This window comes from Nocardioides sp. URHA0032, assembly GCF_000620645.1.
GTDB lineage: Bacteria > Actinomycetota > Actinomycetes > Propionibacteriales > Nocardioidaceae > Nocardioides.
The window spans coordinates 309,752-335,433 of sequence record NZ_KK211161.1 but is presented as its reverse complement, the minus strand read 5'-3'; the positions used below and the strand labels follow the sequence as shown (position 1 = coordinate 335,433).

Sequence of the window (25,682 nt, the reverse complement as noted above, 5' to 3'; positions counted from 1 at the left end):
GCATGGCCCCAGGGACGATCCGGCCGATGACCGAGGCCGACTGGCCGCAGGTCTGGGAGTTCTTCGACGAGACGGTGCAGGCCGGCGAGTCCTACGCCTACCCGCTCGACCTGACGTCCGGGCAGGCGCGCGAGCTCTGGACCATGCGCCCACCCGGGCAGACCGTGGTCCTCGAGGAGTCCGGGACGGTCCTCGGCAGCGCGACGATGGGGCCGAACCGGCCCGGCCGGGGCAGTCATGTCGGCACCGGCTCGTTCATGGTCGCGCCGCTGGCCCGCGGCCGCGGCGTCGGCCGCGCCCTGGGGGAGTACGTCGTGGAGTGGCACCGCGAGGCCGGCTTCCACGCGATCCAGTTCAACGCCGTGGTGGAGACCAACACCGCCGCCGTACGCCTGTGGCAGTCACTGGGCTTCGAGGTCGTCGGCACCGTGCCCGAGGCGTTCGACTCCCGCGCGCACGGCCGGGTCGGCCTGCACGTGATGTTCCTGCGCCTCTAGCCCGGCTGGTGCAGGCAGAGGACGTTCCCGTCGGGGTCGAGGAACCACGCCGCCTTGATGCCGCCGTCGTCGAAGACGTGGTCGACGGTCGTGAACCCGGGCTGGTCGTAGTCCTCGAACGCGACGCCCTTCGACTTCAGGGCGGCGATCTCCGCGGCGATGTCGTGCACCTCGAAGCTCATCGCGGTGTTGGGTGAGGGCTGGGCGTCCGGCAGCAGCCGCAGCACCAGCTTGTTGTCCCCGGCGAGACCGAACATCGTCTCGCCGCTCGCTTCGTTCGTCCCGTCGAAGGCGAGCCCGAGACGGCCTTCGTAGAACTCCTGTGCTCGCGCGGCGTCCCGGGTGGGGAGCATCACCGCAACGGCGCTCTCGGTCAGTGCCATCTCCCCAGCGTGCGCCCGCCGTGCCGTGTCGGCAATGGCACCAACGGGCCGGTCACCCCATCGACCGCACCAGGGCGAGCGCGTCCTCGACGCTGCCGGTGACGTCGCGGATCGGGAACAGCGTCCCGCGCACGACCCGGTCGGCGTCCACGACCAGCGTCAGCCGCTTGAGCCGGGTGGCGCCCGAGTGTCGGAACGTCGGCAGCCGCAGGGCGGTCGCGAGCTCCAGCTCGGCGTCGGAGAGCAACGGGAAGAGGATGCCGTTCGCCGACGCGAAGGCCGCCTGCTCCTCGGGGCGTTGGGTGCTGACGCCGACGACCGCGGCGCCCAGGCCTGCGAACTCGTCGAGCCGGTCGCGGTAGGTGCACTGCTCCAGCGAGCAGCCCGGCCCACCCGGTACGGCGTCGATGGCCGGCAGTGCGGTGCCGGGGTAGCAGTAGACGACCGTGTACGCCGCCGCCGTCACCGGGTCGGTCCGCAGCGGCGGGACCCGGGTGCCGGTGAGCGCCGCCACCCGGTGCGCCTCGGCCCCGTCGGTGCCTGCTGTCGCGGTCGTCGTGCCGTCGCCGAGGACCCAGGTGTCGCCCCACTCCTGGAGTGCGGCGAGCACGGGGAGGAGGGCGCGGCCGCGCTCGGTGAGGCGGTACTCGAACCGGTCCGGTCGCTCCTGGTAGCGCTCCTTCGCCAGCACCTCGGCCGCGACGAGCGACGCCAGCCGCTGCGCCAGGACCTTGCGGGAGATGCCGCTCTCGGCGAGCAGCCGCTCGAAGCGGCCGCGGCCACGGGCGACGTCGCGGAGCACGAGCACCGACCACGCGTCACCCAGGACGCCGAGCGCGTGCGCGACCCCGCAGTCGTCGTCCGGGATGCGCACGGCCATGCCGACATCCTAGAGTGCGTTTCGAAAAGAAACTGACCGGTGAGGAGGCGGACGTGCGGAACGTGCCCCGGGTGGTGTGGGCGCTGGCGGCGGGCCGGTTCGTGAGCTCGATGAGCGCGTTCCTGATGCTGTTCCTGACGCTGTACCTCACCGGCCCCCGCGAGCTGCCGGTCGCCGGGGCGGGCCTGGTCGCCGGCGCGTCGGGGGTCGGGCTATTGCTCGGCAACTTCACCGGTGGCCGCTGGGGTGACCGGCACGGCCACCGGCGGGTGCTGCTCGTGGCCTCGACCGTCGCCGGGCTGGGCGTGGTGTCCGTGCCGTGGCTGCCCGTCTGGGCACTGGTCCTCGGGCTGCCGGCCTTCTCCTACCTGTCCGCGACGGCCGGCGTCTCGACGGGGGCACTCGTGGCCCTGGCGGTTCCGCGCGGCGACCGGCGTACCTCCGTGGCGATCGGGAGGGCGGCGTCGAACGCCGGCTTCGTCATCGGCCCGCCGCTCGGCGCGCTGGTGGTGGCGCACAGCTGGCCGGCGCTGTTCGTCCTCGACGGCGCGCTGACGGTGCTGGTCGCGCTCGCGGTCCGCACGGTGCTGCCTCGCGACGAGCCGGCCGGTGCGGTGGACGGCCCCTCCGGGCTGTGGGGGGCGCTGCGCGGCGACCGCGCGCTGATGACCCTCCTCACCGGGGTCGTGCTCGTCGACCTGGTCTACCGGCAGCTGTACACGACGCTGCCGGTGCACCTGCGCGACGAGGGCCAGCCGGTCGTGCTCTACACGACCCTCATCGCGCTCGGGTCCGGGCTGATCCTGGTGCTGGAGGTGCCGGTCGCCCTCGCGCTCCGGCGGCGGTCGTCGTACCCGATCATCGCGGCGGGCTACGCCCTGGTCGGAGTCGGCACGGCGATGTTCGGGCTGCCGGTCTCCGTGCTGAGCGCGGGTCTCGCGATGGTGGTGCTGACGGCGGGCGAGATCCTCTACAAGACCACCGCGACCGCGCACGTGCTGGACGCGGCCCCGGACCACCTGGTCGGGCAGTACCAGGGCCTCTACACGGGCGCGTCCACGAGCGGCTCGCTGCTCGCGGGGCCGGTCGGCGGCATCGTCTACGCGGTCGCCCCGGCAGCGCTGTGGCCGTTGTGCGGCGTGCTCTGCGTCGTCGCTGCCGGCCTCGTGCTCAGCTCCGCTCGGCGAAGCCCGGTAGCGACTCCGTGAGGATCTGCCGGAACGGCGCCTCGCACTCGAGCTGGCACAGCACCCCGACGCCGGCGAGCCAGGTCCGGTGGATGAGCAGGTACGACGGCGGCAGGTTCAGCTTCATGCCGACCGTGTACGCCGGGCTGCGCGGGTCGTTGACGCGCGCGAACTGCGTGCGCATCCAGGCCCGGCTGAACCGGAACCGCTCGACCTTGGTCGGCTCGACGAACGGCGCGAGGTAGTCGAGGACCTGGGCGGGGTCGACCGTGATCCGGTCCTTGATGAACCCCTCGCGGCGCAGCCCCTCGACCAGCTCGGCCTCGTCCTCGTCCGCGGCGATGCGCAGCAGCCGGCCCATCGCCTCGGGCAGGCCGCGCTCCGGCAGGCGGGCGACCGCCCCGAAGTCGAGGACGCCGAGGCGACCGGGCGCGCCGTCGGGGGTGGGCAGGATCCGGTAGTTGCCGGGGTGCGGGTCGGCGTGCAGCATCCCGGTGCGGGCCGGGCCGGAGAACAGGAACCGCACGAACAGCTCGCCGTAGTGGTTGCGCTCCTCGTGGGTGCCGTCGGCGATGACGCTCGCCATCGACGCGGGGCTCTCGAGCCACTCGGTGACCAGCACGGTGTCGCCGACCTCGACCACGTCGGGCACGACGATGTCCGGGTCGTCGCGGAACGCCTCGGCGAAGGTGTGCTGCGCCTCCGCCTCGAGGTGGTAGTCCAGCTCGTCGGCCGCCCGTGCCTGGAGCTCGGCGACCAGCGGCTTCAGGTCGACGCCCGGCACCAGCGGGGCCGCGGTGCGCGCCAGCCGCGAGAGCTGGCGCAGGTCCGACATCAGCGCCTCGCCGGCGCCGGGGTACTGCACCTTGACCGCGACCTCGCGGCCGTCCGCCCAGTGCCCCTGGTGCACCTGGCCGATCGACGCGGCCGCGGTGGGACCGCCGTCGAGCCAGACCAGCCGTTCCTTCCAGTCCGGCCCGAGGTCGTGCTCGAGGATCTCGCGCACGGTCTGGGTCGGCATCGGGGGAGCGGCGTCCTGGAGCCGGGTGAGCTGATCGCGGTACGGCCCGGCCAGCTCCTCCGGGAACGCCGCCTCCAGCACGGACAGCATCTGGCCGAACTTCATCGCCCCGCCCTTGAGTTCCCCGAGCGTGCGGAACAGCTGCTCGGCGGTGCGCTGCTGGATCTCCGAGAGCACCGCCTCGGCGGGCTTGCCGCCGATCCGCTTGCCGAGCCCGAGGGCGCTGCGCCCGGCGTATCCCAGTGGCAGCGCGGCCAGCTTCGCCGTCCGTGCTGCCGCCTTGCGGGGCAGGGCGGTGCTGGGTGGGGCCTTCCGGGGCTCCTCGGTCACGAAGCCATTGTGACGGCTCGACCCAGGAGACCGTGGTCGGGCCCGGCGACCGGCCGGGCGCCGCCCTGCTGCCGGGCCGGGTGTAGGACTGTCCCATGGGCAGCGCAGGTTCCCAGGACCGATGGGACGACCCGGTCTCGCCACGACTCGCTGCGCTCCACCAGCGGCTCACCGAGCTGCGGGCCGGCAGCCCCGCCACCGGCGCCGGCCTGGAGCACGCGCGGGGGGCCGCCAGGGACGCCAGGGCGCGCGCCGCGTACGCGCACAGAGGTGCGGCCGCAGCTCATCGGCAGGCCGCCCTCCTCCACCGCCGGGCCGCGACCCGCGCCGACGACCTCGGCGACGCGTCCTCGGCGGAGCTCCACCGGGCCAAGGCGGTCGAGCACGACGAGGCCGCGGTCCGCAACCTGTCCGCCGCCGAGGCCGATGAGGCCTGACCCGGCGGTCACGACGTGCCGGTGACTCGGGCGACGATGTCCCGGGCCACGTCCCGGACCTTGCGCTGCTCCGAGCTGCTGATCGCGACCAGGTGCGCCCACGCCTGGTCGGCGTCCATGCCGCGGGCGGCCATCAGCACGCCCTTCGCCTGGTCGATCACCGCGCGCGAGCTCAACGCCTGCTGCATGTCGAGCTCCAGTCGTTCCACTTCCTCGACCAGCTCCACCTCGTGCAGCACGCCCCCGAGGGCGACGGCAAGCACCTCGAGCATCTCCACCGGGACGCCGGGCTCCGGGTGCCCGTAGGCCGCGAGCGTCCCGAGCACCTTCCCACCCGTCTCGATCGACGTCACCGTGGCCGCCGGCGCGGAGCTCGGCCACAGACCATGGAGTGCCGGCCACCGGTCGTCGTCGCCGACCGACGGGCTGGTCACCGTTGCCCGCTCCTCGTGGGCGGTGACGGCAGGACCTGTGCCGGCGGCCACCTGGACGCCGTCGCACTCCTGGGCGACCGCCGACGCGGACGCGACGGCAGCGGGCTCGGCCGGTGGGCCGAGCGCGATCGTGACCTCGGCCGCGGTGAGCCGGGCGCAGATGTCCGCCGCGGCGGACAGCACGCGGGCGCGGTCCCCGCCCCGCCAGGGCAGCAGGGCCAGCTCGGTCAGCGCCCCGGTCAACGACCCGTCGAGCCGGTCCGACCGCGGGCCCGGCTGCAGGAGCAGCCAGCTGATCTCCTCCGTGCCCGCGCCCGGCACCTGGGCAGAGGCGATCAGCTCGACGCCGACCGGCTCGCCCGTGCGCGGCACGAGGGTGGCGGCGTACCGGATCGGTGCGCCACCTCGCCCGAGATCCGAGACCAGCCGACGCAGGGCCGGCCGGTCGTCCAGGGCGATGAGGGCGAACACCGGCTTGCCGAGCAGTCGCGCCAACGGCGCGCCGGCGAGCTGGGCGGCCGCGGCGCTGGCCGACCGGATGACGCCGTGCATGTCGGTGACCAGGATGGGCACCGGCAGCGTGGCCAGCGCCTGCTCCTGCCGCAGCCGGAGGTCCTGGGTCGACCGCACCAGGCGGGCGATCGTCTCCTGCTGGGTACGCACCTCCTCGTCGGCGACCCGGAGCTCCTCGTAGGCGGTCTCCAGGTCGGCGACGAGCTCCGGATCGGAGGACGAGCGGGCGCGGTCCAGCCGCGACTCCAGCTGGCGCAGCTGGTCCCCGAGCCCGCGCAGGTAGGCCAGCTCGTCGGGCGATGATGAGGAGAGTGATTCCATCTCGGACATTCCAGCTCGAGCACCCGTGAGGGGCGTCTGCTTCACCCCGGGTACCGGTCCATTGTCGCGCACGTCGGTGACAGGCGCGAGGCGGTACGCGAGAGTGTTCCCATGACGACGCCCGGGATGCCCTCCCCGCCCGCACTCGTCGTCGTGGGTGCCTCGGCGGGAGGCGTGGAGGCGCTGCGTGACCTGGTCGCCACCCTTCCGTCGGACCTCCCTGCCTGCGTCCTGATCGTCCTGCACATGCCGCCGGACGCCGCGAGCGCGCTCCCGTCGATCCTGCGGCGCGTCGCCCCCCTCCGGGTCCGTCAGGCATCCGACGGCGATCGGGTCCGGGCAGGGGAGGTGCTGGTCGCCCCTCCGGACCACCATGTCGTGGTGATCGACGGGACCGTCGCACTCACGCGTGGCCCCACGGAGAGCGGACACCGCCCCGCGATCGACGTCCTCTTCCGCTCGGCTGCCCGCGCAGCCGGCCCCCGGGTCGTGGGCGTCGTCCTGTCCGGGGCGCTCGACGACGGCGCCGCGGGAGCCTTGGCGGTGGCGTCGCGGGGCGGCCGGGTCGTGGTCCAGGACTTCGACGAGGCCCTCTACGACAGCATGCCGCGATCCGCCGCGAGGGCGGTGCCGGACGCGGTCCGGTCGCCGGTCGCTGCGATGGCGGGGCTGCTGGTGCGTTGGTGCGAGGAGCTGCCGGCGGAGCCGGCGGGCGAGGGCGTGCTGGTCGCGCTGGAGATGGAGGTCGAGATGGCGGAGCTGGATCCCGATGCGCTGCACGACGCCGAGCGGCCGGGCACTCCGTCCGGGTTCGGGTGTCCCGACTGCGCGGGTGCGCTCTTCGAGATCAGCGAGGGGGTGCTGCACCGGTACCGGTGCCGGGTCGGCCACGCCTGGTCGCCCGAGAGCCTGGCGGCGCGGCAGACCGTGGCCATGGAGAGCGCGCTGTGGATGGCGCTGCGCAGCCTGGAGGAGAAGGCCGTGCTGAACACCGACCTCGCCGAGCGGGCCCGGAGGGACAGCCGGGTCCGCACCGCGGCGCGCTTCGCGGAGAGCGCCGACGACGCACGGCGTGCGGCCGAGCTGGTGCGTCAGCTGATCGCCGACGTCGGTCGGGCGATCGAGGAGGAGCGCGAGGCGTGAAGGGAGGCCGAGGATGACCGATGCCGGCTTCGAGGCGTTGCTCCGCCACATCAAGGAGCAGCGCGGATTCGACTTCACGGGCTACAAGCGGGCGAGCCTCGCTCGGCGGATCCAGCGGCGGATGGAGGCGGTCGGACTGTCCGGGTACGACGAGTACCTCGACCACCTGATCCTCCACCCCGACGAGTTCACCCAGCTGTTCAACACGATCCTCATCAACGTCACCGCCTTCTACCGGGACCCCGACTCGTGGCGCCACCTCCAGGACGACCTGCTGCCGGCGCTGCTGCACCGCCGCGAGAACCAGCCGATCCGCGCGTGGAGCGCGGGCTGTGCGTCCGGCCAGGAGGCGTACACCCTCGCCATGGTCCTCGCCGAGCTCCTAGGCATCGAGGAGTTCCGCGAGCGGGTCAAGATCTACGCGACCGACGTGGACGAGGAGGCGCTCGCCCAGGCGCGCCAGGCGATGTACCCCGCGCGCGAGCTGGAGGCGCTGCCCGCGGGGCACCGGGAGAAGTACTTCGAGCCCGCCGGCGACCTCTTCGCGTTCCGCAAGGAGCTCCGGAGGTCGGTCATCTTCGGCCGCAACGATCTGGTCCAGGATGCTCCGATCTCGCACGTCGACGTGCTGACCTGCCGCAACACCCTGATGTACTTCAACGCCGAGACCCAGGCGCAGGTCCTGAACCGGATGCACTTCGCGCTCCGCCCCGACGGGGTGCTGTTCCTCGGCAAGGCGGAGATGCTGCTGACCCACGCGGCGTACTTCCGTCCGATCGAGCTGAAGCGCCGCTTCTTCAAGAAGATCCCGGTCGAGCCGCGTGACCGCCGCTCGCTGTCCACGCCCGGTGCCGCCGGCCCGGCGGTCGAGGAGCGGGCGGAGGTCGGGCTCGCGCACGCCGCCCTGATGTCGTCGGCCGCCGCGCAGATCGTCCTCGACACCGAGGGTCGGCTGGTTTTGAGCAACAACCGGGCGATGCACCTGTTCGGCCTGACTGCCCGGGACGTGGGACGGCCGATCCAGGACCTGGAGGTGTCCTACCGTCCGGTCGAGCTCCGTGCGCACCTGGAGCAGGCGCAGCAGGAGCGCCGAGCGGTCTGGGTCCGCGACGTCGACCAGGTGCGCGGTCCGGGGGAGACGAGCTCCCTGGACATCCAGTTCGTCCCGCTGGCCGACGACGCGGGCAACGACCTCGGGCTGACGGTGATCTTCAACGACGTCACCCAGTACCGCAAGCTGCAGCAGGAGCTCACCTACGCGAACCGGCAGCTGGAGGTCGCCTACGAGGAGCTGCAGAGCACCAACGAGGAGCTCGAGACGACCAACGAGGAGCTGCAGAGCACGGTCGAGGAGCTGGAGACCACGAACGAGGAGCTCCAGAGCACCAACGAGGAGCTCGAGACCATGAACGAGGAGCTCCAGTCGATGAACGACGAGCTGCAGTTCACCAACGACGCGCTGCGCGACGGCCAGGACGAGGTGGAGCGCCTGAACCGGTTCATGAGGGCCGTGCTCGGCAGCATGAACTCCGGGGTCGCCGTCGTGGACAGTGACATGCAGGTCCTGGCATGGAACACCCGGGCGGAGGACCTGTGGGGGGTCCGGAGCGACGAGGCCGTGGGCGCGCACCTGATGAACCTCGACATCGGGCTACCGGTGGAGCAGCTGCGACAGCCGATCCGGGTCCAGCTGAACGACGAGGAGACCGAACCCGCACAGCTCGTGCTCGACGCCGTCAACCGGCGGGGCCGATCCCTGCAGGTCCAGGTGACGCTCACGCGCATCCGCGACCACGGGCAGCTGGCGCCGGCGGCGATGCTGGCGATGGACGTCATGGATGCGGTCGACTAGACCAGTCACCGCACCAGTCACCGGACCGGTCACCGGACCGGTCGTCGCGCTCATGGCCCGTCGCCACCTGGGTACCGCCAGGAGGTCGGGCAGTCAGCCAACTCCCAGCGAGGCACGCCAATGACATCCATCGACATCCCGAGCGGCACCGGCGGACAGATCGCGCTCAGGAGCGAGTCGCTCCGCCAGCACGCAACCACCCTGCGGGCCTGGAGCCGGGCTGCGCGCGCCAGGTCGCAGGCCTCGCGGCGGGTTGCCCGAGGTCGTCGGCCGCCACTGTCGGACCTCGGCGCCCCGCCCGCGCTCCCCCCGCTGCCCGCGGCCCAGGAGGTCGACGTGGAGGATGAGGTTCCCTGTCTCGGGCCGGTACCGATCACGGACCTGTTCGTGATGCTCGTCGACGACCACGGCCTGTCAGTGGGCGACGCCGTGCGCGGCCTCGCCGTCGAGACCGCCGCGGCCGGCTACCCGCTCGACGTCGACGCGATCAGTGCGGCGGACGCCTTCGACGTGATCCTGGCGATCCTGCACCGCCCGGTGTGACGGCGGGGACGCGGCGGACCGAGCGGGAACGGGAGGCGCCGGCCATCCGTAGCCCGCCAGGCCGCTCACCAGTCCGAAGCTGTAGGACGACGCCACGATCTCGAGCCGTGCGTGCCCGCGCTCCAGTCGACGCCGAGCCTCGTCGAGGGTCCGCAGGCACGAGCAGTCCACGAAGGTGACGCCGGAGACGTCGACGAGGAGCGCGTCCAGGCCGATGTCCGTCAGATCGGTCAGCCACCACCGCAGCTGCTCGCGGACCGCGAGATCCAGCTCACCCTGGACGCTGAAGAACGCCGTTCGGTCGACGTACGTCGCCCTGAAGGTTGCTCCCATGACAGGTCGCTTCCGAGAACGGTGCGCATACACCTGGTCTCAGTGGCGGCACCTGTCTTCGAGGCTACCCCCGTCGCATCGTCGGCCGATGCGCCCGAACGGGTGAAAGTCGTGCCCCGACGACCACTCAGGCCCGGCGGGAGAACGGCTTGAACGGGCGGACCTCCTGGGGCCAGCCGCACCCCTCGGCGATCTTGCCGGCCCACGTCCGGGCGGTCTCCAGGTCCGGCACGTCCACGATGGTCAGGCCACCGAGGAACTCCTTGGTCTCGACGAACGGCCCGTCGGTCAGGATCAGCGTCCCGCTGGTGGCGTCGGCGCTGAAGGCCACGTCGAGCTCCTCTTCGAGCCCGCCGGCGTACACGAGCTGGCCCGCGGCCTCGATCTCGTCGACCACCGCCCGGGAGAGCGGACCCCGCTCCCGGAACCACTCCTCGGTGTGGTCGCCGACCCACTGCTGGTTGAAGTAGATGAGGTACTCCGTCATGTCTGCTCCTCGTCTCGGCCGCGGACCTGGCGCCCGCTTCAACCTATCCACGAACGGGGGGCGCCCGGTACGACAGCGTCGGGCCGAGGACTTCGCGGCTGCAGGCTGTCGCAGTACCGGGTGGCGTTGGAGGGGTTGACCCCGAGACCCTCGGCGATGTCTCCGACGGTGAGGTCGCCGCGCGCGGCGAGGAGGACGAGCACGCGGCGTTGGGCGACGGTGACATCGACGGGAGCGTCGAGGATCGGGCGCACGGCGACGCTGATCAGCGCGCGCGACTCGCGGTGACGAACGCGTCTGCCAGCTCCTGGGAGTCGGCCACGGTGAGATTCCTCCGTCCTGGTCGAGGCCTGGACGCCACGTGCTCCGGCGGGCGTGGCCGGGCGGCGGCCCCTCAGCCCAGGTGCTCCAGGGTGAAGGACAGCGCGAACCCGACGGTCGCCACCAGCCCCGCGTAGAGGTGCGTCTGCTCGAACGCCTCGGGGATCATCGTGTCCGCGACCATCGCGAGGATCGCCCCGGCGGCGACGGCGGTGATCACGGCCACCAGCGCCGGTGACGCACCGGCCAGCAGCAGGACCCCGAGCGCGCCGGCGGCGCCGCTCAGGACGGCGATCCCGCCCCACACGCCGAAGACGTAGAGCGGTCGTCGGTCGGCCCGCTTCATGCCCGCGGCACTGGAGAGGCCCTCGGGGAGGTTGGAGATGAAGACCGCCGCCAGGACCGGGATCCCGATGCCCTGACCGGTGAGGAGCGTGAGTCCCAGCACGATGGACTCCGGGACTCCGTCCAGCAGCGCGCCGATCGCGATCGCGGTCCCGCTCCCTGCCTGCTCGCTCTCGGAGGGCTGCTGGTCCTCCGAGCGCTTCCGGTGCTGCGCGCCGTGCCGGGCGAGCGCGACGTTGGCGACGACGTACACCAAGGCGCCCCCGAGGAAGCCGATCAGGGTGGCCGTCAGCCCGCCGGTCGACTCGGCCTCCGCCACGAGGTCGAAGGCCAGCGCCGAGATGAGCACGCCCGCGCCGAAGGACATCACCGACGCCACGACCGGGCGCGGCACGCGGACGAACCAGGCGACCAGTGCGCCCACGACCAGCGCGCCTCCCGCCAGCAACCCCCACAGGCCGGCCTGGAGCCAGATCGGCACGGGCCCGCTCCTTCCGCTCCGGGGCTGCCAGCCCGTCCCAACGTGTTTGCGCATGAGCATATATGCGCAGCGACAGGTGGTGGAGGTCGCCGAAGCTCGACCAGGCGCACGCCGCCTCGACGGTCGGCCTCGCCGTACTCGCACCGACGCAACGGGCCCCGCGTCGTTCGACACGGGGCCCGTCGTTGAAGTCAGGCGTTGAGGTCAGGCGGGGAACTTCACGCCGGTGTTGGCGTGGCAGCGGTACACGAACGGGTTCGCGAGGTACTGCTGGTAGCTCCCCACGTGGAACCCGCGGACGGCACCGGGGCGAGGAGCGATCTGCCGACGGTCGGACGCATCGGTGCCCGGCACGGCTGGGTGTTCGCGGCACCTGGCGGGGCGGTCGGCAACCCAGCCCGAGGGTGCTATTCCCGCACGTGGGCGACCGGTGGGACGATTTCTGGGGTGGTGACTCGACTCCAGGGAGGTGCCAATGACCGTGGCCATGCGGATCGGTCTCGGTCTTGTTGTGGCGGTCGTCGCCGGCGTTCTCGACGGCGGCATGGCCCGGTTGCTGATGCGGGGAGTGGCTCTGGCCACCGAGCAGGTCCCGGCGTTCAGTGTCGAGGCCACTCTCGGGATCATGCTCATCTTCTCGATCACGGCGGTGCCGCTAGGCGTGACGGCGAAGTTGACGTCGCGCCGGGGCGCCCGGCTCGCCGCGGGAGCATTGGGCACGCTGATGCTCGGGTTCTTCACGACCAGCATCGGCATCCAGGAGGTGACGAACGCGAACGGCCTCACGGCCCTCCACCAGCTGGGGCTCGGCGCTTGCGTGGCGGGTTTGGCGGCGGTCGTCCTGCTCCAGCCCTGGGTCATTCTTCGCCTCGTGAACGGGAGCTGGACCAGGCCGGCCCTCGCCGACGCCTTGCCTTCTTCCTGAGTCGCGGCAGCGACCGCGAGGGCGACCGCTGCGCGGCCATGGACCATTCCTCCGAGCACAACCCGCCGGGACATCGCCGCTGTCCGGGCGTTCGAAGTTCCAGGCGCGAACCGACAGGCGGGTAGGAGACGACGACGGGCCCCGCGTCGTTCGACACGGGGCCCGTCCTCGAGGTCAGGCGTCGGGGTCAGGCGGGGAACTTCACGCCGGTGTTGGCGTGGCAGCGGTACCCGAACGGGTTCTTCGCCAGGTACTGCTGGTGGTGGTCCTCCGCGTAGAAGTACGGCGTGTCGGCGGCCGGCCGGATCTCGGTGGTGATGTCACCGAGGCGCCGGCGCGTGAGCTCGTCGCCGTAGACCTTGGTCAGCTCGCGGGCGACCTGCTCCTGCTCGGGCGTCGTGTAGTAGATCGCGGAGCGGTACTGGGTGCCGACGTCGTTGCCCTGGCGGTAGCCCTGGGTCGGGTCGTGGACCTCGAAGAACGTCTTGACGAGGTCGGCGTAGGTGACCTGCTGGGGGTCGAACACGATCCGCACCGCCTCTGTGTGGTTCGTGGCGCCACTGCAGACCTCCTCGTACGTCGGGTGCGGGGTCGTGCCGCCGGCGTACCCGACGGAGGTCGACCAGACGCCGGGGACCTGCCAGTAGATCTCCTCGGCACCCCAGAAGCAGCCCAGGCCGAACAGCGCGACCTCGTAGCCCTCGGGCACCTCGTCGGTGACGAGCGGCGTGCCGAGCACGAGGTGCTTGTCGGTGAGCGCGAAGCGGCGCTCGTCGCGGCCCGGGAGCGTCTGCTCCGGGGCGACCATCTGGGCCTTGCGGGTGAGGAACACGGGGTCTCCTTCTCTCGGAGTGATGTTGCACAGTCTGTAACACCGGCCGAGCCCGTGGCGTTCCCGGCACAGGCCTCCCGGTCGGGCTTGCCGACGTACAGCTCGAGGTGCCCGCAGACCGTGCACCGCAGCGCCTCGACCGGGTACCTCTTCCTGCCCATCCGCTTGGCGCCGCCGAACAGCCCCCGCTCCAGAGGACCCGCGATCCAGCGCGAGTAGCCCTGGGAGCTCTCGCCCATGTCCTCGAGGAGCCCTGCCTCGAGCGCGACGGAGCGGCAGGCGGTGCAGGCGCGGTCACTCACCTCGGTCGATTTCCCCGGGGTTGTCGTGCGAAACCCGACCGACACGCCGTTGTGGCCCGGCGTGTCGCGCGGGTTTCCCCGGTCAGCCGGAGAAACCCGCCCCCGCTAGCCTCGACCGCATGAGCGAGCAGCAGCACCGGAACAAGTCAGGCTTCGAGACCCGTGCGATCCACGCGGGGTACGAGCCGGACGCGGCGACGGGGGCGGTCATCCCGCCGATCTACGCGACCAGCACCTACAAGCAGGACGGGGTGGGCGGGCTGCGCGGCGGCTACGAGTACAGCCGCTCGGCGAACCCCACCCGCACCGCGCTCGAGGGCAACATCGCGGCGCTGGAGGAGGGCGAGCGGGGCTTCGCGTTCGCGTCCGGCCTCGCCGCGGAGGACACCCTGGTCCGCAGCCTCTGCAAGCCGGGCGACCACGTGGTGATCCCGGACGACGCGTACGGCGGCACGTTCCGGCTCTTCGACAAGGTCGAGCAGGTCTGGGGCCTCGAGCACAGCCCGGCGCCCGTCTCCGACGTCGAGAAGGTCGCCGCCGCGATCCAGCCGGGCCGGACGAAGCTGGTCTGGGTCGAGACCCCGACCAACCCGCTGCTCAACATCGGCGACATCGCCGCGCTCGCGGACCTCGCCCACGCGGCGGGCGCCCTGCTGGTCGTCGACAACACCTTCGCCTCGCCGTACCTCCAGCAGCCGCTGACCCTCGGCGCGGACGTGGTGGTGCACTCGACCACGAAGTACTGCGGCGGCCACTCCGACGTCGTCGGCGGCGCGCTGGTCGTCAAGGACCTCGGGCTCGCCGAGAAGGTCGCCTTCCACCAGAACGCGATGGGCGCGGTGGCCGGCCCGTTCGACTCCTGGCTGACCCTGCGCGGCCTGAGGACCCTGGCCGTGCGGATGGACCGGCACTGCGACAACGCCGAGAAGGTCGTGGACTTCCTCACCGCCCACCCCAAGGTCGGCGACGTGATCTACCCCGGCCTCGAGACGCACCCCGGCCACGAGGTCGCCCAGCGCCAGATGAAGCGGTACGGCGGGATGGTGTCCTTCCGCGTCACCGACGGTGAGCAGCACGCCCTCCAGGTGTGCGAGCGCACCGAGGTCTTCACGCTCGGCGAGTCGCTCGGCGGCGTGGAGTCGCTGATCGAGCACCCCGGCCGGATGACCCACGCCAGCGTCGCCGGCACCGACCTCGAGGTGCCTGGCGACCTGGTCCGCCTCAGCGTCGGCATCGAGAGTGCGGAGGACCTGATCGCCGACCTCGAGCGCGCGCTTGACTGACGTCGCGGTCTGCGTCGACTTCGGGTCGACGTTCACGAAGGCGGTGCTCGTCGACCTCGACCGGGGCCGCATCACGGCGCAGGCCGACCACCCGACCACGCTCCCCACACCGGGAGCGGCCGGCGACGTGCTCGACGGGTACGACGCCTGCCTGGCCGTGCTCACCGAGCAGGATCCGCGCGCCGCGACCGCCGAGGTGCTGGCCTGCTCCAGCGCCGGCGGCGGGCTCCGGATCGCGGTCGTCGGCAACGAGGAGCTCGTGACCGCCGAGGCCGGCCGCCGGGTCGCGCTGTCCAGCGGCGGCAAGGTCGTCAGCGTCGTCGCGATGGCCGGCGGGGGCCTGAGCGACCTCGGCGACCCCGACGTCGTGCTGCTGACCGGCGGCACCGACGGCGGCAACAGCGAGGTGCTCCTCGCGGCCGCCCGCGAGCTCGCGACGACCTGGCACGGACCGGTCGTCGTCGCCGGCAACGTGGCGGCGCAGGAGGACGTCGCGGCGATCCTGGCCGGCAACCCGCACGTGCTGGCCGACAACGTCGTGCCGCGCATCGGCGTGCTCGCACCCGAGTCGGCCCGGGCCGCGATCCGCGAGATGTTCCTGGCGCACGTCATCGGCGGCAAGCACCTCAGCACGCGAGCCGACTTCACCGCCATGGTCCGCGGCGCCACCCCGGACGTCGTCCTCACCGGTGTCGAGCTGCTCGCCCGCGGCGCCGGCGACGTGGTGGTCGTCGACGTCGGTGGCGCGACCACCGACGTGCACTCGGTGGTCGACGTCGACCCTGACTCGGTGGGCCGCGAGGTGGTCGCGACCACCCGGGTGACCCGCACGGTGGAGGGTGACCTCGGGATGCGCTGGTCCGCGGTCACGACCGTCGCCGACCTGCCCGAGCTCGCGGAGGCCGCCGCCCGCCGGCACGACGACCCCGGCTTCCTGCCGGACACCGACGACGAGCGGGACGCCGACGAGGCGATCGCCCGGGCCGCGGTCGGCACCGCGCTGCGCCGCCACGCCGGCCGCGCGAAGGTCGTGGTCGGACCCGACGGCCGGGTCGTCGAGCGCACCGGCAAGGATCTCCGCGAGGTCGACCTGCTGGTCGGCTCCGGCGGCGTCCTGCGCAACGGCCGGCCGGGTGTCGCCGACCGGGTGCTGGCCGGCAGCACCGGCGAGGTCGGCGGCGGCTGGCAGCTGCCCCGGTCGCCGCGCGTCGTCGTCGACACCGCGTACGTGCTGGCCGCCGTCGGACTGCTCGCGGACGCCCACCCCGATGCGGCGTACCGGCTGGCCATGACGCTCATCCGGCCGGACGCCGGATAGCCTGTCGCGGTGAGCAACGGCGCTGACGACCCCTCCGAGGGCACCCCCGAGACCAGGCGTCGGCTCCCGATCATCCATCTGCGGCCGCGACCCGCCTCGGACGAGTCCAGCGAGGGCATCGCCGCGCGGCTGGCGCACCAGTGGGCGACCCGGCGCGACGAGCGCATGCCGGCGCCGGTCCCGATCGTGGTCGCCCGCTCGGAGCGGGCGCAGGTGCCGTGGGGCATCGACCTCGCCGCCTCGTGGGCGTGGCGGTTCCTGGTCATCGCGGCCGCGGCGTACGTCATCCTCTGGCTGGTCGCGTTCTTCGCGGTGGTGGCGATCCCGGTCGCGGTCGCCCTGCTCATCTCGGCGCTGGCGGTCCCCGTCGTCGACGGCCTGCATCGCGTCGGCCTGCCCCGCGGGGTGGCCGCGCTGCTGGTGGTCATCCTCGGCCTCGCGTTCGTCGCGGCGCTGCTGACCTTCGCCGGCCAGCAGGTCGCGACCGGGGCGCAGGACCTCGCCGACCAGGCGTCGGCGGGCCTCGAGGAGATCAAGAACTGGCTCAAGACCGGTCCGCTGCACGCGAGCGACTCGCAGATCAACGACTACATCCAGCGCGCCCAGGACGCCCTCAAGAACGCCGGCACGCACGTCGACCTCGGGAACGTCACCGAGGTCGGCACCGCGGTCGGCCACGTCTTCGCCGGCCTCTTCATCGTGCTGTTCTCGACGTACTTCTTCCTCGCCGACGGCGAGCGGATCTGGGCCTGGGCGGTCCGCATCGCCCCCCGCGCGGCTCGTCCGCACGTCGACAGCTCGGGCCGGGTGGCCTGGATCTCGCTGACCCAGTTCGTGCGAGCCACGGTCATCGTGGCCGCCGTCGACGCGATCGGGATCATGATCGGCGCGGCGATCCTCGGCGTGCCGTTCGTCCTGGCGATCGGCGTGCTGGTGTTCCTCGGCGCGTTCGTGCCGCTGGTCGGTGCCACCGTCGCCGGCACCATCGCGGTCCTGGTCGCCCTGGTCGCGCAGGGGCCGTTCACCGCGCTGCTGATGCTCGCCGTGGTGATCGGCGTCCAGCAGCTCGAGGCGCACGTGCTCCAGCCCTTCCTCATGGGCCGCTGGGTCTCGCTGCACCCGCTCGGCGTGATCGTGGCGATCGGCTGCGGCGTGATCGTGGCCGGCATCGCGGGCGCACTGGTCGCCGTGCCCCTGGCCGCGGCGCTGAACGCTGTCGTGCAGCACCTGGCGGCGAACACCGAGCCGGGGGACGATCCTGTCGAGGAGCTGGAGGAGGACTACGTCGAGACCGGTGCGACCGTCGAGGCTCCCGAGGAGGGTGACGATGACTGACGTGGAGACCGTCGGGCTGGCCGAGATCGAGGCCGCCCGCGAGCTGCTCCGGGGGGTGGCGATCGAGACACCGATGGAGGAGTCGCGCTGGCTCTCCCAGCTAGCCGGCGGGCCGGTGCAGCTCAAGTGCGAGAACCTCCAGCGCACCGGCTCGTTCAAGGCGCGCGGCGCCTACGTGCGGATCTCCCGGCTCTCACCGGAGGAGCGCGCGCACGGGGTCGTCGCGGCGTCCGCGGGCAACCACGCGCAGGGGGTCGCGCTGGCCGCCCAGATGCTCGGCATCCGCGCCACCATCTTCATGCCCGAGGGCGCTCCGATCCCGAAGGAGAAGGCCACCCGCGGGTACGGCGCCGAGGTGTCGTTCCACGGCCGCTACCTGGAGGACGCGATGGTGGAGGCGAAGGCGTTCGCCGAGCGCACCGGCGCGGTGCTGATCCACCCCTTCGACCACGTCGACATCGTGGCCGGCCAGGGCACCTGCGGGCTGGAGATCCTCGAGCAGGCCCCCGACGTCCGGACGGTGCTCGTGTCGCTCGGCGGCGGCGGGCTGCTCGGCGGCATCGCGATCGCGGTCAAGGCGCTGCGCCCGGACATCCGGGTCGTCGGCGTGCAGGCGGCCGAGGCGGCGGCGTACCCCGCGTCCCTGGCGGCGGGCTGCCCGGTGCCCCTGGCGTCGATGAGCACGATGGCCGACGGGATCGCGGTCGGGCTGCCGGGCCAGATCACGTTCGCGGCGGTCCGCGACCACGTCGACGAGGTCGTCACGGTCTCGGAGGAGTCGCTCTCGCGGGCCGTCCTCGCCGTGCTCGAGCGAGCGAAGATGCTGGTCGAGCCGGCCGGAGCCGCAGCCGTGGCCGCGATCCTCGAGCGCCCCGACGCGTTCGAGACGCCGGCCGTCGCGGTGCTCTCGGGCGGCAACATCGACCCGCTGCTGCTCGGCAAGGTGATCACCCACGGCATGGCCGCGGCCGGTCGCTACCTGAACCTCCGCGTCTGCATCCCCGACCTGCCCGGCGGCCTCGCGCAGCTGCTCGGCGACATCTCGGCCGTCGGCGCCAACGTGCTCGAGGTCGTCCACGAGCGGATCTCCCCGTCACTGCACCTCCACGAGGTGGAGGTGCAGCTCCAGCTGGAGACCCGCGGCGAGCCGCACACCCAGCAGCTGCTGGCCCGGCTCCGCGAGCGCGGCTACCGGGTCTACGAGTAGCGCGAGTCGGCGCAGTCTCAGCTGAGACTGCGCCGACTCGGCGGTGGGTCGGCTGAGACTGCGCCGACTCGGCGGTGGGTCAGCTGAGACTGCGCCGACTCGGCGGTGGGTCGGCTGAGACTGCGCCGACTCGGCGGTGGGTCAGCCGGTGTACGGCACCGCGTCGAGGATGACGACCTTGAGCTCCTTGCCGTTCGGCGCCAGGTAGCTCACGGTGTCGCCCTTGCTGCGGCCGTTGATGGCCGCGCCCAGCGGCGACTCGGGGGAGTACACGGTGAGGCCCTCGGGCTCGATCTCCCGGGCACCGAGCAGGAAGGTCTCGGCCTCGTCGTCAGCGTCGCCGACGAACTTGTAGGTGACCTTCATGCCCGGCTCGACGATGCCGTCGTCCGGCGGGGTCTCGCCGACCTCGGCGCGCCGCAGCATGTCCTCGAGCTGGCGGACCCGGCCCTCGAGCTTCCCCTGCTCCTCGCGGGCGGCGTGGTAGCCGCCGTTCTCCTTGAGGTCGCCCTCGTCGCGAGCGGCGCTGATCCGGGCGATGACCTCCTGGCGGGCGGGGCCCTTGAGGTGCTCCAGCTCCGCCGTCAGCTTGTCGTGGGCCTCCTGGGTGAGCCAGATCGTGCCCTGCTCGGTCGACTGCGTCATGGGGTTACTCCTGCATTGCTTCGAGGTACGACGGATCCGTCCGCCGGTCGTCGGGTGGTGCCCAGCGCGGCACCGTCCGAAACGGGTGTGCGTCAGTGCGCGGGGCCGGTTTCGGGACGGCCCTGCGGGACAGTCGGATCGACAAGTCTAACCACAGGTGCCGCCGGGACGCAGATCGGTCAGCGCGGTCGGTTCTGGCCCGGGGCGGTGCAGCCGATCAGCTCGACCGACGTCGCCTCGCGCTCGGTCCGGACCGTCTGGTCGGTGCGCCCGCTCGCGTCGGGGGTGAAGCTGAGCTCGCCGACGACCGAGTGGTCCTCGGCGTACGCCCGCAGCGTGCAGGTCGCTCGCACGTCCTCGTCGGTCAGCCGGACCTGCACGGTCGCGGTCGCGGCGTGCTCGTCCGTGACGTGCCAGCCGAGCAGGTCGGAGGTGACCTGCGGCGTCGACTGCGACCAGATCGTCCAGCCGAGCCAGCCGAGGAACGCCGCGACCATCACGACGACAACGCCGAGCAGCGCCCGGGTGCGCCAGGCGGACGGCGCGCCGTAGCGGTCGTCGAGGTCGGTCGAGGTCACCGCGAAATGGTCCCACCTAGGATGTCCGGGTGACGCAGCACCCCTCCCGCGCCGGCCTCCGCCTCATGCACGTGCACGCCCACCCCGACGACGAGTCGAGCAAGGGTGCGGCGAGCACCGCCATGTACGTCGCGCAGGGGGTCGACGTGCACGTCGCCACCTGCACCGGCGGCGAGCGCGGCTCGATCCTCAACCCCAAGATGGACCGCCCGGACGTCCTGGCGAACATCACCGAGATCCGCCGCCAGGAGATGGAGCGCGCCCGCGACATCCTCGGCATCCGGCAGGACTGGCTGGGCTGGGTCGACTCCGGCTGGCCGGAGGGCGACCCGAAGCCGCCGCTGCCCGAGGGCTGCTTCGCGCTGGTCCCGCTGGAGGAGGCGGCCGCACCGCTGGTGCGGCTGATCCGGCAGTTCCGGCCGCACGTGATGACGACGTACGACGAGCGCGGCGGCTACCCGCACCCGGACCACATCAAGTGCCACGAGATCAGCGTCCTCGCGTTCGAGGCGGCCGCCGACCCGGACTGGCACCCCGAGCTCGGCCCGGCGTGGCAGGTCCTCAAGCTCTACTACCACCACTCGTTCAACCGCCCCCGGATGCAGGCGATCCACGACGCGATGCTCGAGCACGGTCTCGAGTCGCCGTGGGCCGAGCGGCTCAAGGAGTGGAAGGAGGAGCCGGAGTGGGACGCCCGGATCACCACCCGGGTGCCGTGCGCCGACTACTTCGGCGTGCGCGACCAGGCACTGCTGGCGCACGCGACCCAGATCGACCCGGACGGCTTCTGGTTCGCGATCCCGCGGGAGCTCCAGGAGCGGGTCTGGCCGACCGAGGACTTCGAGCTCGTGGAGAGCAAGGTCACCAGCCCGTTGCCCGAGGACGACCTCTTCGCCGGCATCCACGACCCCGCCTGACACACTGGTCGCATGCAGTTCCTGACGCTCGTGGTCTCCTTCGCCGACGAGGTGCCGAAGGACGAGGACGTGAAGGCCGGCTGGCTCGCGTTCGCGATCTTCATCGGCCTGATCCTCGCGGTCGCGTTCCTCGGGTTCAGCCTGGTCAAGCAGCTGCGCAAGGCACAGGCCGCCGAGGACGCCGGGCTCTACGACCCCTCGGACAAGAAGAAGCCCGTCGAGCTCCCCGTGGACCAACCGAGCGAGCAGCCGCCTACCCCGGGCGCCTGACCAGCCGAACCAGGCAGTCCCAGGCCGTCAGGTCGCCGACGCTCCGGCCGACCCGGCCCGCGTGCAGCACGTCGAAGGGCAGGTCGTCGAGGTCCTCGAGCACGTCCGCGGCCGTCATCAGCACCCGCGGATCCTGCGGGCCGCCGGTGCCCTCGTCGAGGTTCGAGGAGTCGTGCGCGACCAGCAGCAGCGTGCCGCCCTCGACCAACGAGTCGTACGCCGCCCGCAGCGCGGCCCGGCGCTCGGGCGCCGCGAGCTGGAGGTAGGCCACGACGGCGAGGTCGTACGCCGCGGGCTCATCCCACCGGGTCGCGTCCGCGCGGACCCAGCGCACCGGGGTCTCGCCGGCGAGACCCCGGCCCTTGTCGAGCGCGACCTGGGAGAAGTCGGCGGCGGTGACCTCCCAGCCCCGGCGGGCCAGCCAGATCGCGTTGCGGCCCTCGCCGGCAGCCAGGTCCAGGGCCCGGCCGGGCTCGAGGTCGGCCAGCTCGGACGCCACGAAGAGGTTCGGCTCCGCCGACCAGACCAGGTCGCTGGCGGCGTACCTCTCGTCCCACGCGTGTGCGTCCACGGACCGAGTCAATCACGCATTCCGGGTGACCCGTCGACGCCGGAGCGATGGTTGCGTGACCGCATGGCCACCACCTCTGCGAACCGCGGCATCCGCGTCGTCGGGATCATCATCGCCGTCCTGGGCGTCGTGTTCCTGGTCGCCGGTGTCGTGACCTACGCCACCGTCTCCTCGACGCTCGCCGACCAGCACATCACCGTGTCGGACGACGCTGCGCACTTCGCCGGCAAGGACGTGAAGGGGCCGTTCACGGCCTACGCGCAGGCAGACATCATCAACAAGCACGCGCTCGAGATCGGCGGCGGCAAGACCTACGCGGAGCTGCCCCAGGACGACCCGAACCGCGACACGGTGATGACGGCGTCGTTCCTCCAGGCGAGCCTGTTCACCTCGGTCGTGGCGTTCGGGGTGGCGGCGTTCGTGTCCGTCATGGGCGTCGTGCTGATGCTGTTGGGGTGGGTCCTGGTCAGGATCGGGAGGGCTCCGGCGGCCGGCTGAGCCCGCCGGCCTACTCCAGCCCGAACACCCGCAGCAGCGAGCGGGCGTCGGCCGCGTGGCCGACCGGGTCGACTCCAGCCACCTCGGCGTAGGAGCGCGACAGGGCGTAGTGGGTGAGGGCGCGACCGACGATCACGCCGTCCAGGCTGGGATGGGCGACGACCGTGAGCACCCGGTTGCCGTGGTGCCGGTCGTCCTCGTCGGCGGTGACCACGACCGCGAGCCGCCCGGAGGTGAAGTCGGGGCCGTCGAGCACCCGGCCGACGTGCCGCCGCAGCCACACGTCCGCGGTCGCCAGCGTGCAGTCGTGCGCGTCGTTGCACACGTCGGGCACGACCAGGCCGACCTGGGGCAGGGTCCCGCCGTCGATGTCGCCTTGCAGCGCGCGCAGCGGGACGTCGTGCTGGCGGCAGAGCCGGCGCTCGGAGCGGAAGTACGCCCACGGGTTGTGCCGGACGGCGTACTCCCCGCCGTCAGCCTGCTGGCACCTCGACGTCATGCCCTCGGCGTACGTCGTGGCGGTGCTCCCGGCGCGCACGGCGCGGCCGAAGACGCTCGGCCTGCGGATCGGGTGGTCGGCCGGGCGGCTGTCGTCGGCGATGCCGAAGGTGTCACCGCCGGCGATCGCGAGGTAGTTCGGCAGCGAGGGGTGCGTGATGGCGCCGTACCGCGTGGCGTAGCCGTACTGGTCCGCCAGGTCGCTCAGCCAGGGCATCCCCGCCCGCATCTGGTGGAGGGAGTGGTTCTCGACCACGAAGACCAGGAGCTTGGTGACGGACGTGGCGGCGGGCGCGTCCCGGCCGGCGGCCCGGGCGGTGGTGGGGGCGGCCGGAGCCGCGTCGGTCGTGGTGGCAGACGCGCAGTCGGCCAGCGCGGCGGCCGCGGCCAGCGCGATCAGGACCGGCACCAGTCGTGTGGCCAGCGCGGTCCACCGACGTGTCCGGGCAGCTGCTGGTCGTCGCATGCGACCGAGGGTAACCGGGACCGACGGTCGCCTAACCTGACGGGGTGGAGCTCGCCGTCGCCGCAACGTTCGTCTGGCTCGGCATGGTTGTGGGCATCTCGTTCCTCGAGGCGCCGCTGAAGTTCCGGGCACCCGGGGTCACCCTGCCCATCGGGCTCGGCATCGGGCGGCTGGTCTTCCGGGCGCTCAACGCCGTCGAGGCCGTGCTCGCGGTGCTGGTGGTCGTCGGCCTGCTCGCGGGGTCGCCGGGCCGGGCGGCGGTCGTCGCGTTCCTGGTGGCGGCCGCCGCGCTGGTCGTGCAGGTCCTCGCCGTACGACCGTTCCTCTCGCGCCGGTCCGACGCGGTGCTCGCGGGCGACGACGGGCCGCGCTCCCGCGCCCACCTCTGGTACGTCGGGCTCGAGCTGGTCAAGGTCGCCGCGCTCGTCACCGCGGGGGTGCTGCTGCTCGGCCGCTGACCGGGTGGGGTCAGGTCGCGGTCAGGTACCTTGCAGGTTCGTCGGCGCATCCTCGCGCCGAGAGGGGGTCCCTGGTGGCCAGGATCGGGCTGTGCGAGGACGACCCCGCGATCCGCCGGGTCGTGCTGGCCGCACTGCGGCACGCCGGCCACGACGGGGTGGCCGCGCACGACGGGCGCGAGGCCCTGCGGCTGTTCGCCGACGACGACGACCTCGACGTGGTCGTGCTCGACATCGGGCTGCCCGACGCGGACGGCCGCGACGTCTGCCAGGCGCTGCGCTCGGCCGGGCAGTCGGCCCCGGTGCTGTTCCTCTCCGCGCTGGGCGACGTCCACGACCGGCTGGCGGGCTTCAGCGCGGGCGCCGACGACTACCTGCCCAAGCCGTTCGACGTGAAGGAGCTGATCGCCCGCGTCGAGGCGCTGGCCCGGCGCGGACGCCTCGTCACGGGTGGCTCGGACGCCGACCTGCTCCTCGACCCGGCCCGGCACGCGCTCGTCTGCCGCGGCCGCGAGGTGCTGCTGACGCCGACGGAGTTCCGGATGCTCGCGGCGATCACGTCCCGTCCGGGGGAGGTCGTGCGCCGCCGCGCGGTCGTCGCCGCCGCGTGGCCGGACGGCGCGGTCGTCAGCGAGAACACGGTCGACTCCTACGTCCGGCGGATCCGCGTGAAGCTCGCCGAGGTCGAGTCGCCGCTGCACCTCAAGACGGTCCGCGGCGTGGGGTTCGCGCTGCGGTGAGTGCGCAGCGCAGGTTCGCACCCCGGACCTTCCGAGGCCGGATCACCGCGTCCACCGTCGCGCTGATGACCGCGGTGATGCTGGTCGTCGGCGTCGGCCTCCAGCTGCTGCTCGGGTACACCGCTCAGCGCGACGTCGACCGGGTGCTGGCGGACCGCGCGGACGCGGTCGTGAGCGTCCTCGAGGCCGGGCCCGTCTCCTCACGCGACCTCGACCCCGGCGTGCGGGTCTACGACGAGAACGGCGACCTCGTGGCCGGCTCGATCGAGCAGGGCGCCCGGGACGAGGCCGACGACCTCTCGACGGTGACGACTCCGACGAGCGTCGACGTCGACGAGGCCCTGCGGCTGCTCGCCCGCCCCTTCACGACGACGGACGGCCGGTCCGGGGTGGTGGTGGTCAGCCAGGACACCGCGGCGTACGAGCGCTCGGAGAAGTACGCGCTGCTCGCGACCGTCCTCATCGGGATCCTGGTGATCGCGGCCGCCGCGTGGATCGCGCGCCGGGTGACCGCCCAGGCGCTCGCGCCGGTGACCCAGATGGCCGAGCGCGCGGCGGACTGGAGCGAGCACGACCTCGCGCACCGGTTCGACCTGGACCCGGCCGACGACGAGCTGGCGCAGCTCGGCGAGACGCTGGACCGGCTGCTGGACCGCGTCGCGATGGCGATCCGGTCCGAGCAGCGGCTGACCTCAGAGCTCGCGCACGAGCTGCGCACTCCGCTGACCGCGATCCAGGGATCGGCCGACCTGGCGCTGATGCGTGGCGGCGCCGACGCGGAGACGCGCGCCGACCTCGTCGAGATCTCGCGCGCGGCGCGCACCATGGCCGAGGTGATCACCACCCTGGTCGACGTGGCCCGTGACGCGGCCGCGACGGACGCCGCCGCGACCTGCCACGTCGCGGAGCTGGTCGACGCCCTGCGTCCCGCCGTTCCGGCGCACCTCGACCTCGTCGACGGGACCGGTACGTCGTCCGCGCGGATCGCCGGGCCGCGCAGCCTCGTGCTGCGAGCCCTGGCGCCGGTGCTGGACAACGCGGTCTCCCACGCCCGCTCGCGGATCACGCTCACCGCCGTGGACCTGCCGCACGCCGTGGTGATCACCGTCGCCGACGACGGGCCCGGGGTCGACCACCGGCTGCGCGAGCACCTCTTCGACGTGGGCGCCTCGGGGACCGGCGGCACCGGCCTCGGCCTCGGCATCGCCCAGCGGGTGGCCCGCTCGCTCGGCGGGGAGATCGTGGTCGGGACGCCCGGGGTCGGGGCGGAGTTCGCCGTCCGGCTGCCGCGCGCCTGAGCCGGTCAGGTCGGCTGCAGGTGCGGCAGCGAG

30 protein-coding genes and 1 pseudogene are annotated in these 25,682 nt (G+C 72.7%); 17 read left to right on the top strand and 14 right to left on the bottom strand.

Annotated elements, in window-relative coordinates; all coding sequences use genetic code 11:
- Positions 1–26 precede the first annotated feature (26 nt).
- On the top strand, positions 27–497 hold the full coding sequence (locus tag N538_RS0122830) for a GNAT family N-acetyltransferase (protein ID WP_231496307.1): 471 nt from the start codon (positions 27–29) through the stop codon (positions 495–497).
- On the opposite strand, the gene N538_RS0122825 is transcribed toward N538_RS0122830, so the two are convergent.
- Together N538_RS0122825 and N538_RS0122820 are read right to left on the bottom strand one after the other, a co-directional pair.
- On the bottom strand, positions 494–880 hold the full coding sequence (locus tag N538_RS0122825) for a VOC family protein (protein ID WP_028639211.1): 387 nt from the start codon (positions 878–880) through the stop codon (positions 494–496). The two genes, N538_RS0122830 and N538_RS0122825, sit on opposite strands and share 4 nt — an antisense overlap.
- Before the next feature lie 52 nt (positions 881–932).
- Positions 933–1,760 carry a winged helix-turn-helix transcriptional regulator gene (locus tag N538_RS0122820; RefSeq protein ID WP_028639210.1) on the bottom strand — a complete coding sequence of 276 codons (828 nt, stop codon included), beginning with the start codon at positions 1,758–1,760 and terminating at the stop codon, positions 933–935.
- Positions 1,761–1,813: 53 nt separating this feature from the next.
- On the opposite strand from N538_RS0122820, the gene N538_RS28795 reads away from it, so the two are divergent.
- Complete coding sequence (locus N538_RS28795; RefSeq protein ID WP_036571779.1) at positions 1,814–2,968, top strand: MFS transporter; 1,155 nt, start codon at positions 1,814–1,816, stop codon at positions 2,966–2,968.
- Here the strand turns inward: N538_RS28795 and N538_RS28790 are convergent.
- Positions 2,931–4,298 (bottom strand): ABC1 kinase family protein, encoded by a 1,368-nt coding sequence (locus N538_RS28790; protein WP_051549560.1) that lies wholly within the window; start codon positions 4,296–4,298, stop codon positions 2,931–2,933. The genes N538_RS28795 and N538_RS28790 overlap by 38 nt on opposite strands.
- A gap of 95 nt (positions 4,299–4,393) precedes the next feature.
- On the opposite strand from N538_RS28790, the gene N538_RS26940 reads away from it, so the two are divergent.
- Positions 4,394–4,735, top strand: a complete 342-nt coding sequence (locus tag N538_RS26940) for a hypothetical protein (RefSeq protein WP_051549559.1) — start codon at positions 4,394–4,396, stop codon at positions 4,733–4,735.
- Positions 4,736–4,743: 8 nt separating this feature from the next.
- Here the strand turns inward: N538_RS26940 and N538_RS27755 are convergent, their stop codons facing one another.
- On the bottom strand, positions 4,744–6,003 hold the full coding sequence (locus N538_RS27755) for an ANTAR domain-containing protein (protein WP_197025434.1): 1,260 nt from the start codon (positions 6,001–6,003) through the stop codon (positions 4,744–4,746).
- 111 nt (positions 6,004–6,114) lie between these two features.
- Here N538_RS27755 and N538_RS0122795 point away from each other — a divergent pair, with 111 nt between their 5' ends.
- The 3 genes from N538_RS0122795 to N538_RS29415 all read left to right on the top strand — a co-directional run bounded on the left by N538_RS0122795 (position 6,115) and on the right by N538_RS29415 (position 9,541).
- On the top strand, positions 6,115–7,146 hold the full coding sequence (locus tag N538_RS0122795) for a chemotaxis protein CheB (protein ID WP_197025433.1): 1,032 nt from the start codon (positions 6,115–6,117) through the stop codon (positions 7,144–7,146).
- A 13-nt stretch (positions 7,147–7,159) separates the two neighbouring features.
- Entirely contained in the window at positions 7,160–8,998 is a 1,839-nt protein-coding gene (locus N538_RS0122790) for a CheR family methyltransferase (protein WP_028639207.1), read from the top strand.
- A 120-nt stretch (positions 8,999–9,118) separates the two neighbouring features.
- Positions 9,119–9,541 (top strand): hypothetical protein, encoded by a 423-nt coding sequence (locus N538_RS29415; RefSeq protein ID WP_028639206.1) that lies wholly within the window; start codon positions 9,119–9,121, stop codon positions 9,539–9,541.
- 102 nt (positions 9,542–9,643) lie between these two features.
- Here N538_RS29415 and N538_RS29750 read toward each other — a convergent pair.
- The 5 genes and pseudogenes from N538_RS29750 to N538_RS28780 form a co-directional block, all read right to left on the bottom strand.
- Positions 9,644–9,874, bottom strand: a pseudogene (locus N538_RS29750) (STAS domain-containing protein); the annotation flags it as partial.
- A 127-nt stretch (positions 9,875–10,001) separates the two neighbouring features.
- Positions 10,002–10,361: a YciI family protein gene (locus N538_RS0122780; RefSeq protein WP_028639205.1), complete on the bottom strand. Its 360-nt coding sequence runs from the start codon at positions 10,359–10,361 to the stop codon at positions 10,002–10,004.
- A gap of 38 nt (positions 10,362–10,399) precedes the next feature.
- Positions 10,400–10,615 carry a MarR family winged helix-turn-helix transcriptional regulator gene (locus tag N538_RS29180; RefSeq protein WP_197025432.1) on the bottom strand — a complete coding sequence of 72 codons (216 nt, stop codon included), beginning with the start codon at positions 10,613–10,615 and terminating at the stop codon, positions 10,400–10,402.
- 140 nt (positions 10,616–10,755) lie between these two features.
- Positions 10,756–11,508, bottom strand: a complete 753-nt coding sequence (locus N538_RS0122775; protein ID WP_028639204.1) for a ZIP family metal transporter — start codon at positions 11,506–11,508, stop codon at positions 10,756–10,758.
- 204 nt (positions 11,509–11,712) lie between these two features.
- Entirely contained in the window at positions 11,713–11,862 is a 150-nt protein-coding gene (locus N538_RS28780) for a hypothetical protein (protein ID WP_155992415.1), read from the bottom strand.
- A 121-nt stretch (positions 11,863–11,983) separates the two neighbouring features.
- Between N538_RS28780 and N538_RS0122765 the strand changes: the two genes are divergently transcribed.
- On the top strand, positions 11,984–12,433 hold the full coding sequence (locus tag N538_RS0122765) for a hypothetical protein (protein WP_028639203.1): 450 nt from the start codon (positions 11,984–11,986) through the stop codon (positions 12,431–12,433).
- A gap of 187 nt (positions 12,434–12,620) precedes the next feature.
- Here N538_RS0122765 and msrA read toward each other — a convergent pair whose 3' ends face one another.
- Positions 12,621–13,265 (bottom strand): peptide-methionine (S)-S-oxide reductase MsrA, encoded by a 645-nt coding sequence (msrA, locus tag N538_RS0122760; protein WP_028639202.1) that lies wholly within the window; start codon positions 13,263–13,265, stop codon positions 12,621–12,623.
- Positions 13,266–13,686: 421 nt separating this feature from the next.
- Between msrA and N538_RS0122755 the strand changes: the two genes are divergently transcribed.
- The 4 genes from N538_RS0122755 to ilvA are packed head-to-tail and all read left to right on the top strand — an operon-like array spanning position 13,687 to position 18,710.
- The gene (locus tag N538_RS0122755; RefSeq protein ID WP_028639201.1) at positions 13,687–14,850 is read left to right on the top strand and encodes a cystathionine gamma-synthase; all 1,164 of its coding nucleotides are present in this window, start codon (positions 13,687–13,689) and stop codon (positions 14,848–14,850) included.
- Positions 14,843–16,168 carry a glutamate mutase L gene (locus tag N538_RS0122750; RefSeq protein WP_028639200.1) on the top strand — a complete coding sequence of 442 codons (1,326 nt, stop codon included), beginning with the start codon at positions 14,843–14,845 and terminating at the stop codon, positions 16,166–16,168. The genes N538_RS0122755 and N538_RS0122750 overlap by 8 nt, the downstream gene beginning before the upstream one ends.
- A 9-nt stretch (positions 16,169–16,177) precedes the next feature.
- On the top strand, positions 16,178–17,503 hold the full coding sequence (locus tag N538_RS0122745) for an AI-2E family transporter (RefSeq protein WP_028639199.1): 1,326 nt from the start codon (positions 16,178–16,180) through the stop codon (positions 17,501–17,503).
- Complete coding sequence (gene ilvA / locus N538_RS0122740) at positions 17,496–18,710, top strand: threonine ammonia-lyase (RefSeq protein ID WP_028639198.1); 1,215 nt, start codon at positions 17,496–17,498, stop codon at positions 18,708–18,710. Before N538_RS0122745 ends, ilvA begins: the two co-directional genes overlap by 8 nt.
- A gap of 141 nt (positions 18,711–18,851) precedes the next feature.
- On the opposite strand, the gene greA is transcribed toward ilvA, so the two are convergent.
- Positions 18,852–19,355 (bottom strand): transcription elongation factor GreA, encoded by a 504-nt coding sequence (gene greA / locus N538_RS0122735; protein WP_028639197.1) that lies wholly within the window; start codon positions 19,353–19,355, stop codon positions 18,852–18,854.
- A 179-nt stretch (positions 19,356–19,534) separates the two neighbouring features.
- Complete coding sequence (locus N538_RS0122730; RefSeq protein WP_028639196.1) at positions 19,535–19,933, bottom strand: DUF4307 domain-containing protein; 399 nt, start codon at positions 19,931–19,933, stop codon at positions 19,535–19,537.
- A 65-nt stretch (positions 19,934–19,998) separates the two neighbouring features.
- On the opposite strand from N538_RS0122730, the gene mca reads away from it, so the two are divergent.
- Positions 19,999–20,850: a mycothiol conjugate amidase Mca gene (gene mca / locus N538_RS0122725; RefSeq protein ID WP_036571862.1), complete on the top strand. Its 852-nt coding sequence runs from the start codon at positions 19,999–20,001 to the stop codon at positions 20,848–20,850.
- Between the two features lie 12 nt (positions 20,851–20,862).
- A complete protein-coding gene (locus N538_RS0122720) occupies positions 20,863–21,120 on the top strand; it encodes a hypothetical protein (protein ID WP_028639194.1) in 258 nt (85 codons plus the stop codon).
- Here the strand turns inward: N538_RS0122720 and N538_RS26930 are convergent.
- Positions 21,104–21,691: a class I SAM-dependent methyltransferase gene (locus tag N538_RS26930; RefSeq protein ID WP_028639193.1), complete on the bottom strand. Its 588-nt coding sequence runs from the start codon at positions 21,689–21,691 to the stop codon at positions 21,104–21,106. The genes N538_RS0122720 and N538_RS26930 overlap by 17 nt on opposite strands.
- 63 nt (positions 21,692–21,754) lie before the next feature.
- Between N538_RS26930 and N538_RS0122710 the strand changes: the two genes are divergently transcribed.
- A complete protein-coding gene (locus tag N538_RS0122710; protein ID WP_028639192.1) occupies positions 21,755–22,189 on the top strand; it encodes a hypothetical protein in 435 nt (144 codons plus the stop codon).
- 10 nt (positions 22,190–22,199) lie between these two features.
- On the opposite strand, the gene N538_RS0122705 is transcribed toward N538_RS0122710, so the two are convergent.
- Positions 22,200–23,153, bottom strand: coding sequence for an alkaline phosphatase family protein (locus N538_RS0122705; protein ID WP_081790662.1), 954 nt, complete (start codon positions 23,151–23,153; stop codon positions 22,200–22,202).
- A gap of 44 nt (positions 23,154–23,197) precedes the next feature.
- Here N538_RS0122705 and N538_RS0122700 point away from each other — a divergent pair, with 44 nt between their 5' ends.
- The 3 genes from N538_RS0122700 (at position 23,198) to N538_RS26925 (ending at position 25,649) form a co-directional block, all read left to right on the top strand.
- Complete coding sequence (locus N538_RS0122700; RefSeq protein ID WP_028639190.1) at positions 23,198–23,611, top strand: hypothetical protein; 414 nt, start codon at positions 23,198–23,200, stop codon at positions 23,609–23,611.
- Between the two features lie 74 nt (positions 23,612–23,685).
- Positions 23,686–24,351 (top strand): response regulator transcription factor, encoded by a 666-nt coding sequence (locus N538_RS0122695; RefSeq protein ID WP_028639189.1) that lies wholly within the window; start codon positions 23,686–23,688, stop codon positions 24,349–24,351.
- 65 nt (positions 24,352–24,416) lie between these two features.
- A complete protein-coding gene (locus N538_RS26925) occupies positions 24,417–25,649 on the top strand; it encodes a sensor histidine kinase (RefSeq protein WP_155992411.1) in 1,233 nt (410 codons plus the stop codon).
- Positions 25,650–25,682 lie beyond the last annotated feature (33 nt).

Coding starts and splice junctions, on each gene's coding strand:
- N538_RS0122830 (WP_231496307.1), top strand. CDS start 27: ATGACCGAGGCCGACTGGCCGCAGGTCTGGGAGTTCTTCGACGAGACG.
- N538_RS0122825 (WP_028639211.1), bottom strand. CDS start 880: ATGGCACTGACCGAGAGCGCCGTTGCGGTGATGCTCCCCACCCGGGAC.
- N538_RS0122820 (WP_028639210.1), bottom strand. CDS start 1,760: ATGGCCGTGCGCATCCCGGACGACGACTGCGGGGTCGCGCACGCGCTC.
- N538_RS26940 (WP_051549559.1), top strand. CDS start 4,394: ATGGGCAGCGCAGGTTCCCAGGACCGATGGGACGACCCGGTCTCGCCA.
- N538_RS27755 (WP_197025434.1), bottom strand. CDS start 6,003: ATGGAATCACTCTCCTCATCATCGCCCGACGAGCTGGCCTACCTGCGC.
- N538_RS0122795 (WP_197025433.1), top strand. CDS start 6,115: ATGACGACGCCCGGGATGCCCTCCCCGCCCGCACTCGTCGTCGTGGGT.
- N538_RS0122790 (WP_028639207.1), top strand. CDS start 7,160: ATGACCGATGCCGGCTTCGAGGCGTTGCTCCGCCACATCAAGGAGCAG.
- N538_RS29415 (WP_028639206.1), top strand. CDS start 9,119: ATGACATCCATCGACATCCCGAGCGGCACCGGCGGACAGATCGCGCTC.
- N538_RS0122780 (WP_028639205.1), bottom strand. CDS start 10,361: ATGACGGAGTACCTCATCTACTTCAACCAGCAGTGGGTCGGCGACCAC.
- N538_RS0122765 (WP_028639203.1), top strand. CDS start 11,984: ATGACCGTGGCCATGCGGATCGGTCTCGGTCTTGTTGTGGCGGTCGTC.
- N538_RS0122755 (WP_028639201.1), top strand. CDS start 13,687: ATGAGCGAGCAGCAGCACCGGAACAAGTCAGGCTTCGAGACCCGTGCG.
- ilvA (WP_028639198.1), top strand. CDS start 17,496: ATGACTGACGTGGAGACCGTCGGGCTGGCCGAGATCGAGGCCGCCCGC.
- greA (WP_028639197.1), bottom strand. CDS start 19,355: ATGACGCAGTCGACCGAGCAGGGCACGATCTGGCTCACCCAGGAGGCC.
- mca (WP_036571862.1), top strand. CDS start 19,999: ATGCACGTGCACGCCCACCCCGACGACGAGTCGAGCAAGGGTGCGGCG.
- N538_RS0122720 (WP_028639194.1), top strand. CDS start 20,863: ATGCAGTTCCTGACGCTCGTGGTCTCCTTCGCCGACGAGGTGCCGAAG.
- N538_RS0122710 (WP_028639192.1), top strand. CDS start 21,755: ATGGCCACCACCTCTGCGAACCGCGGCATCCGCGTCGTCGGGATCATC.
- N538_RS0122705 (WP_081790662.1), bottom strand. CDS start 23,153: ATGCGACGACCAGCAGCTGCCCGGACACGTCGGTGGACCGCGCTGGCC.
- N538_RS26925 (WP_155992411.1), top strand. CDS start 24,417: ATGACCGCGGTGATGCTGGTCGTCGGCGTCGGCCTCCAGCTGCTGCTC.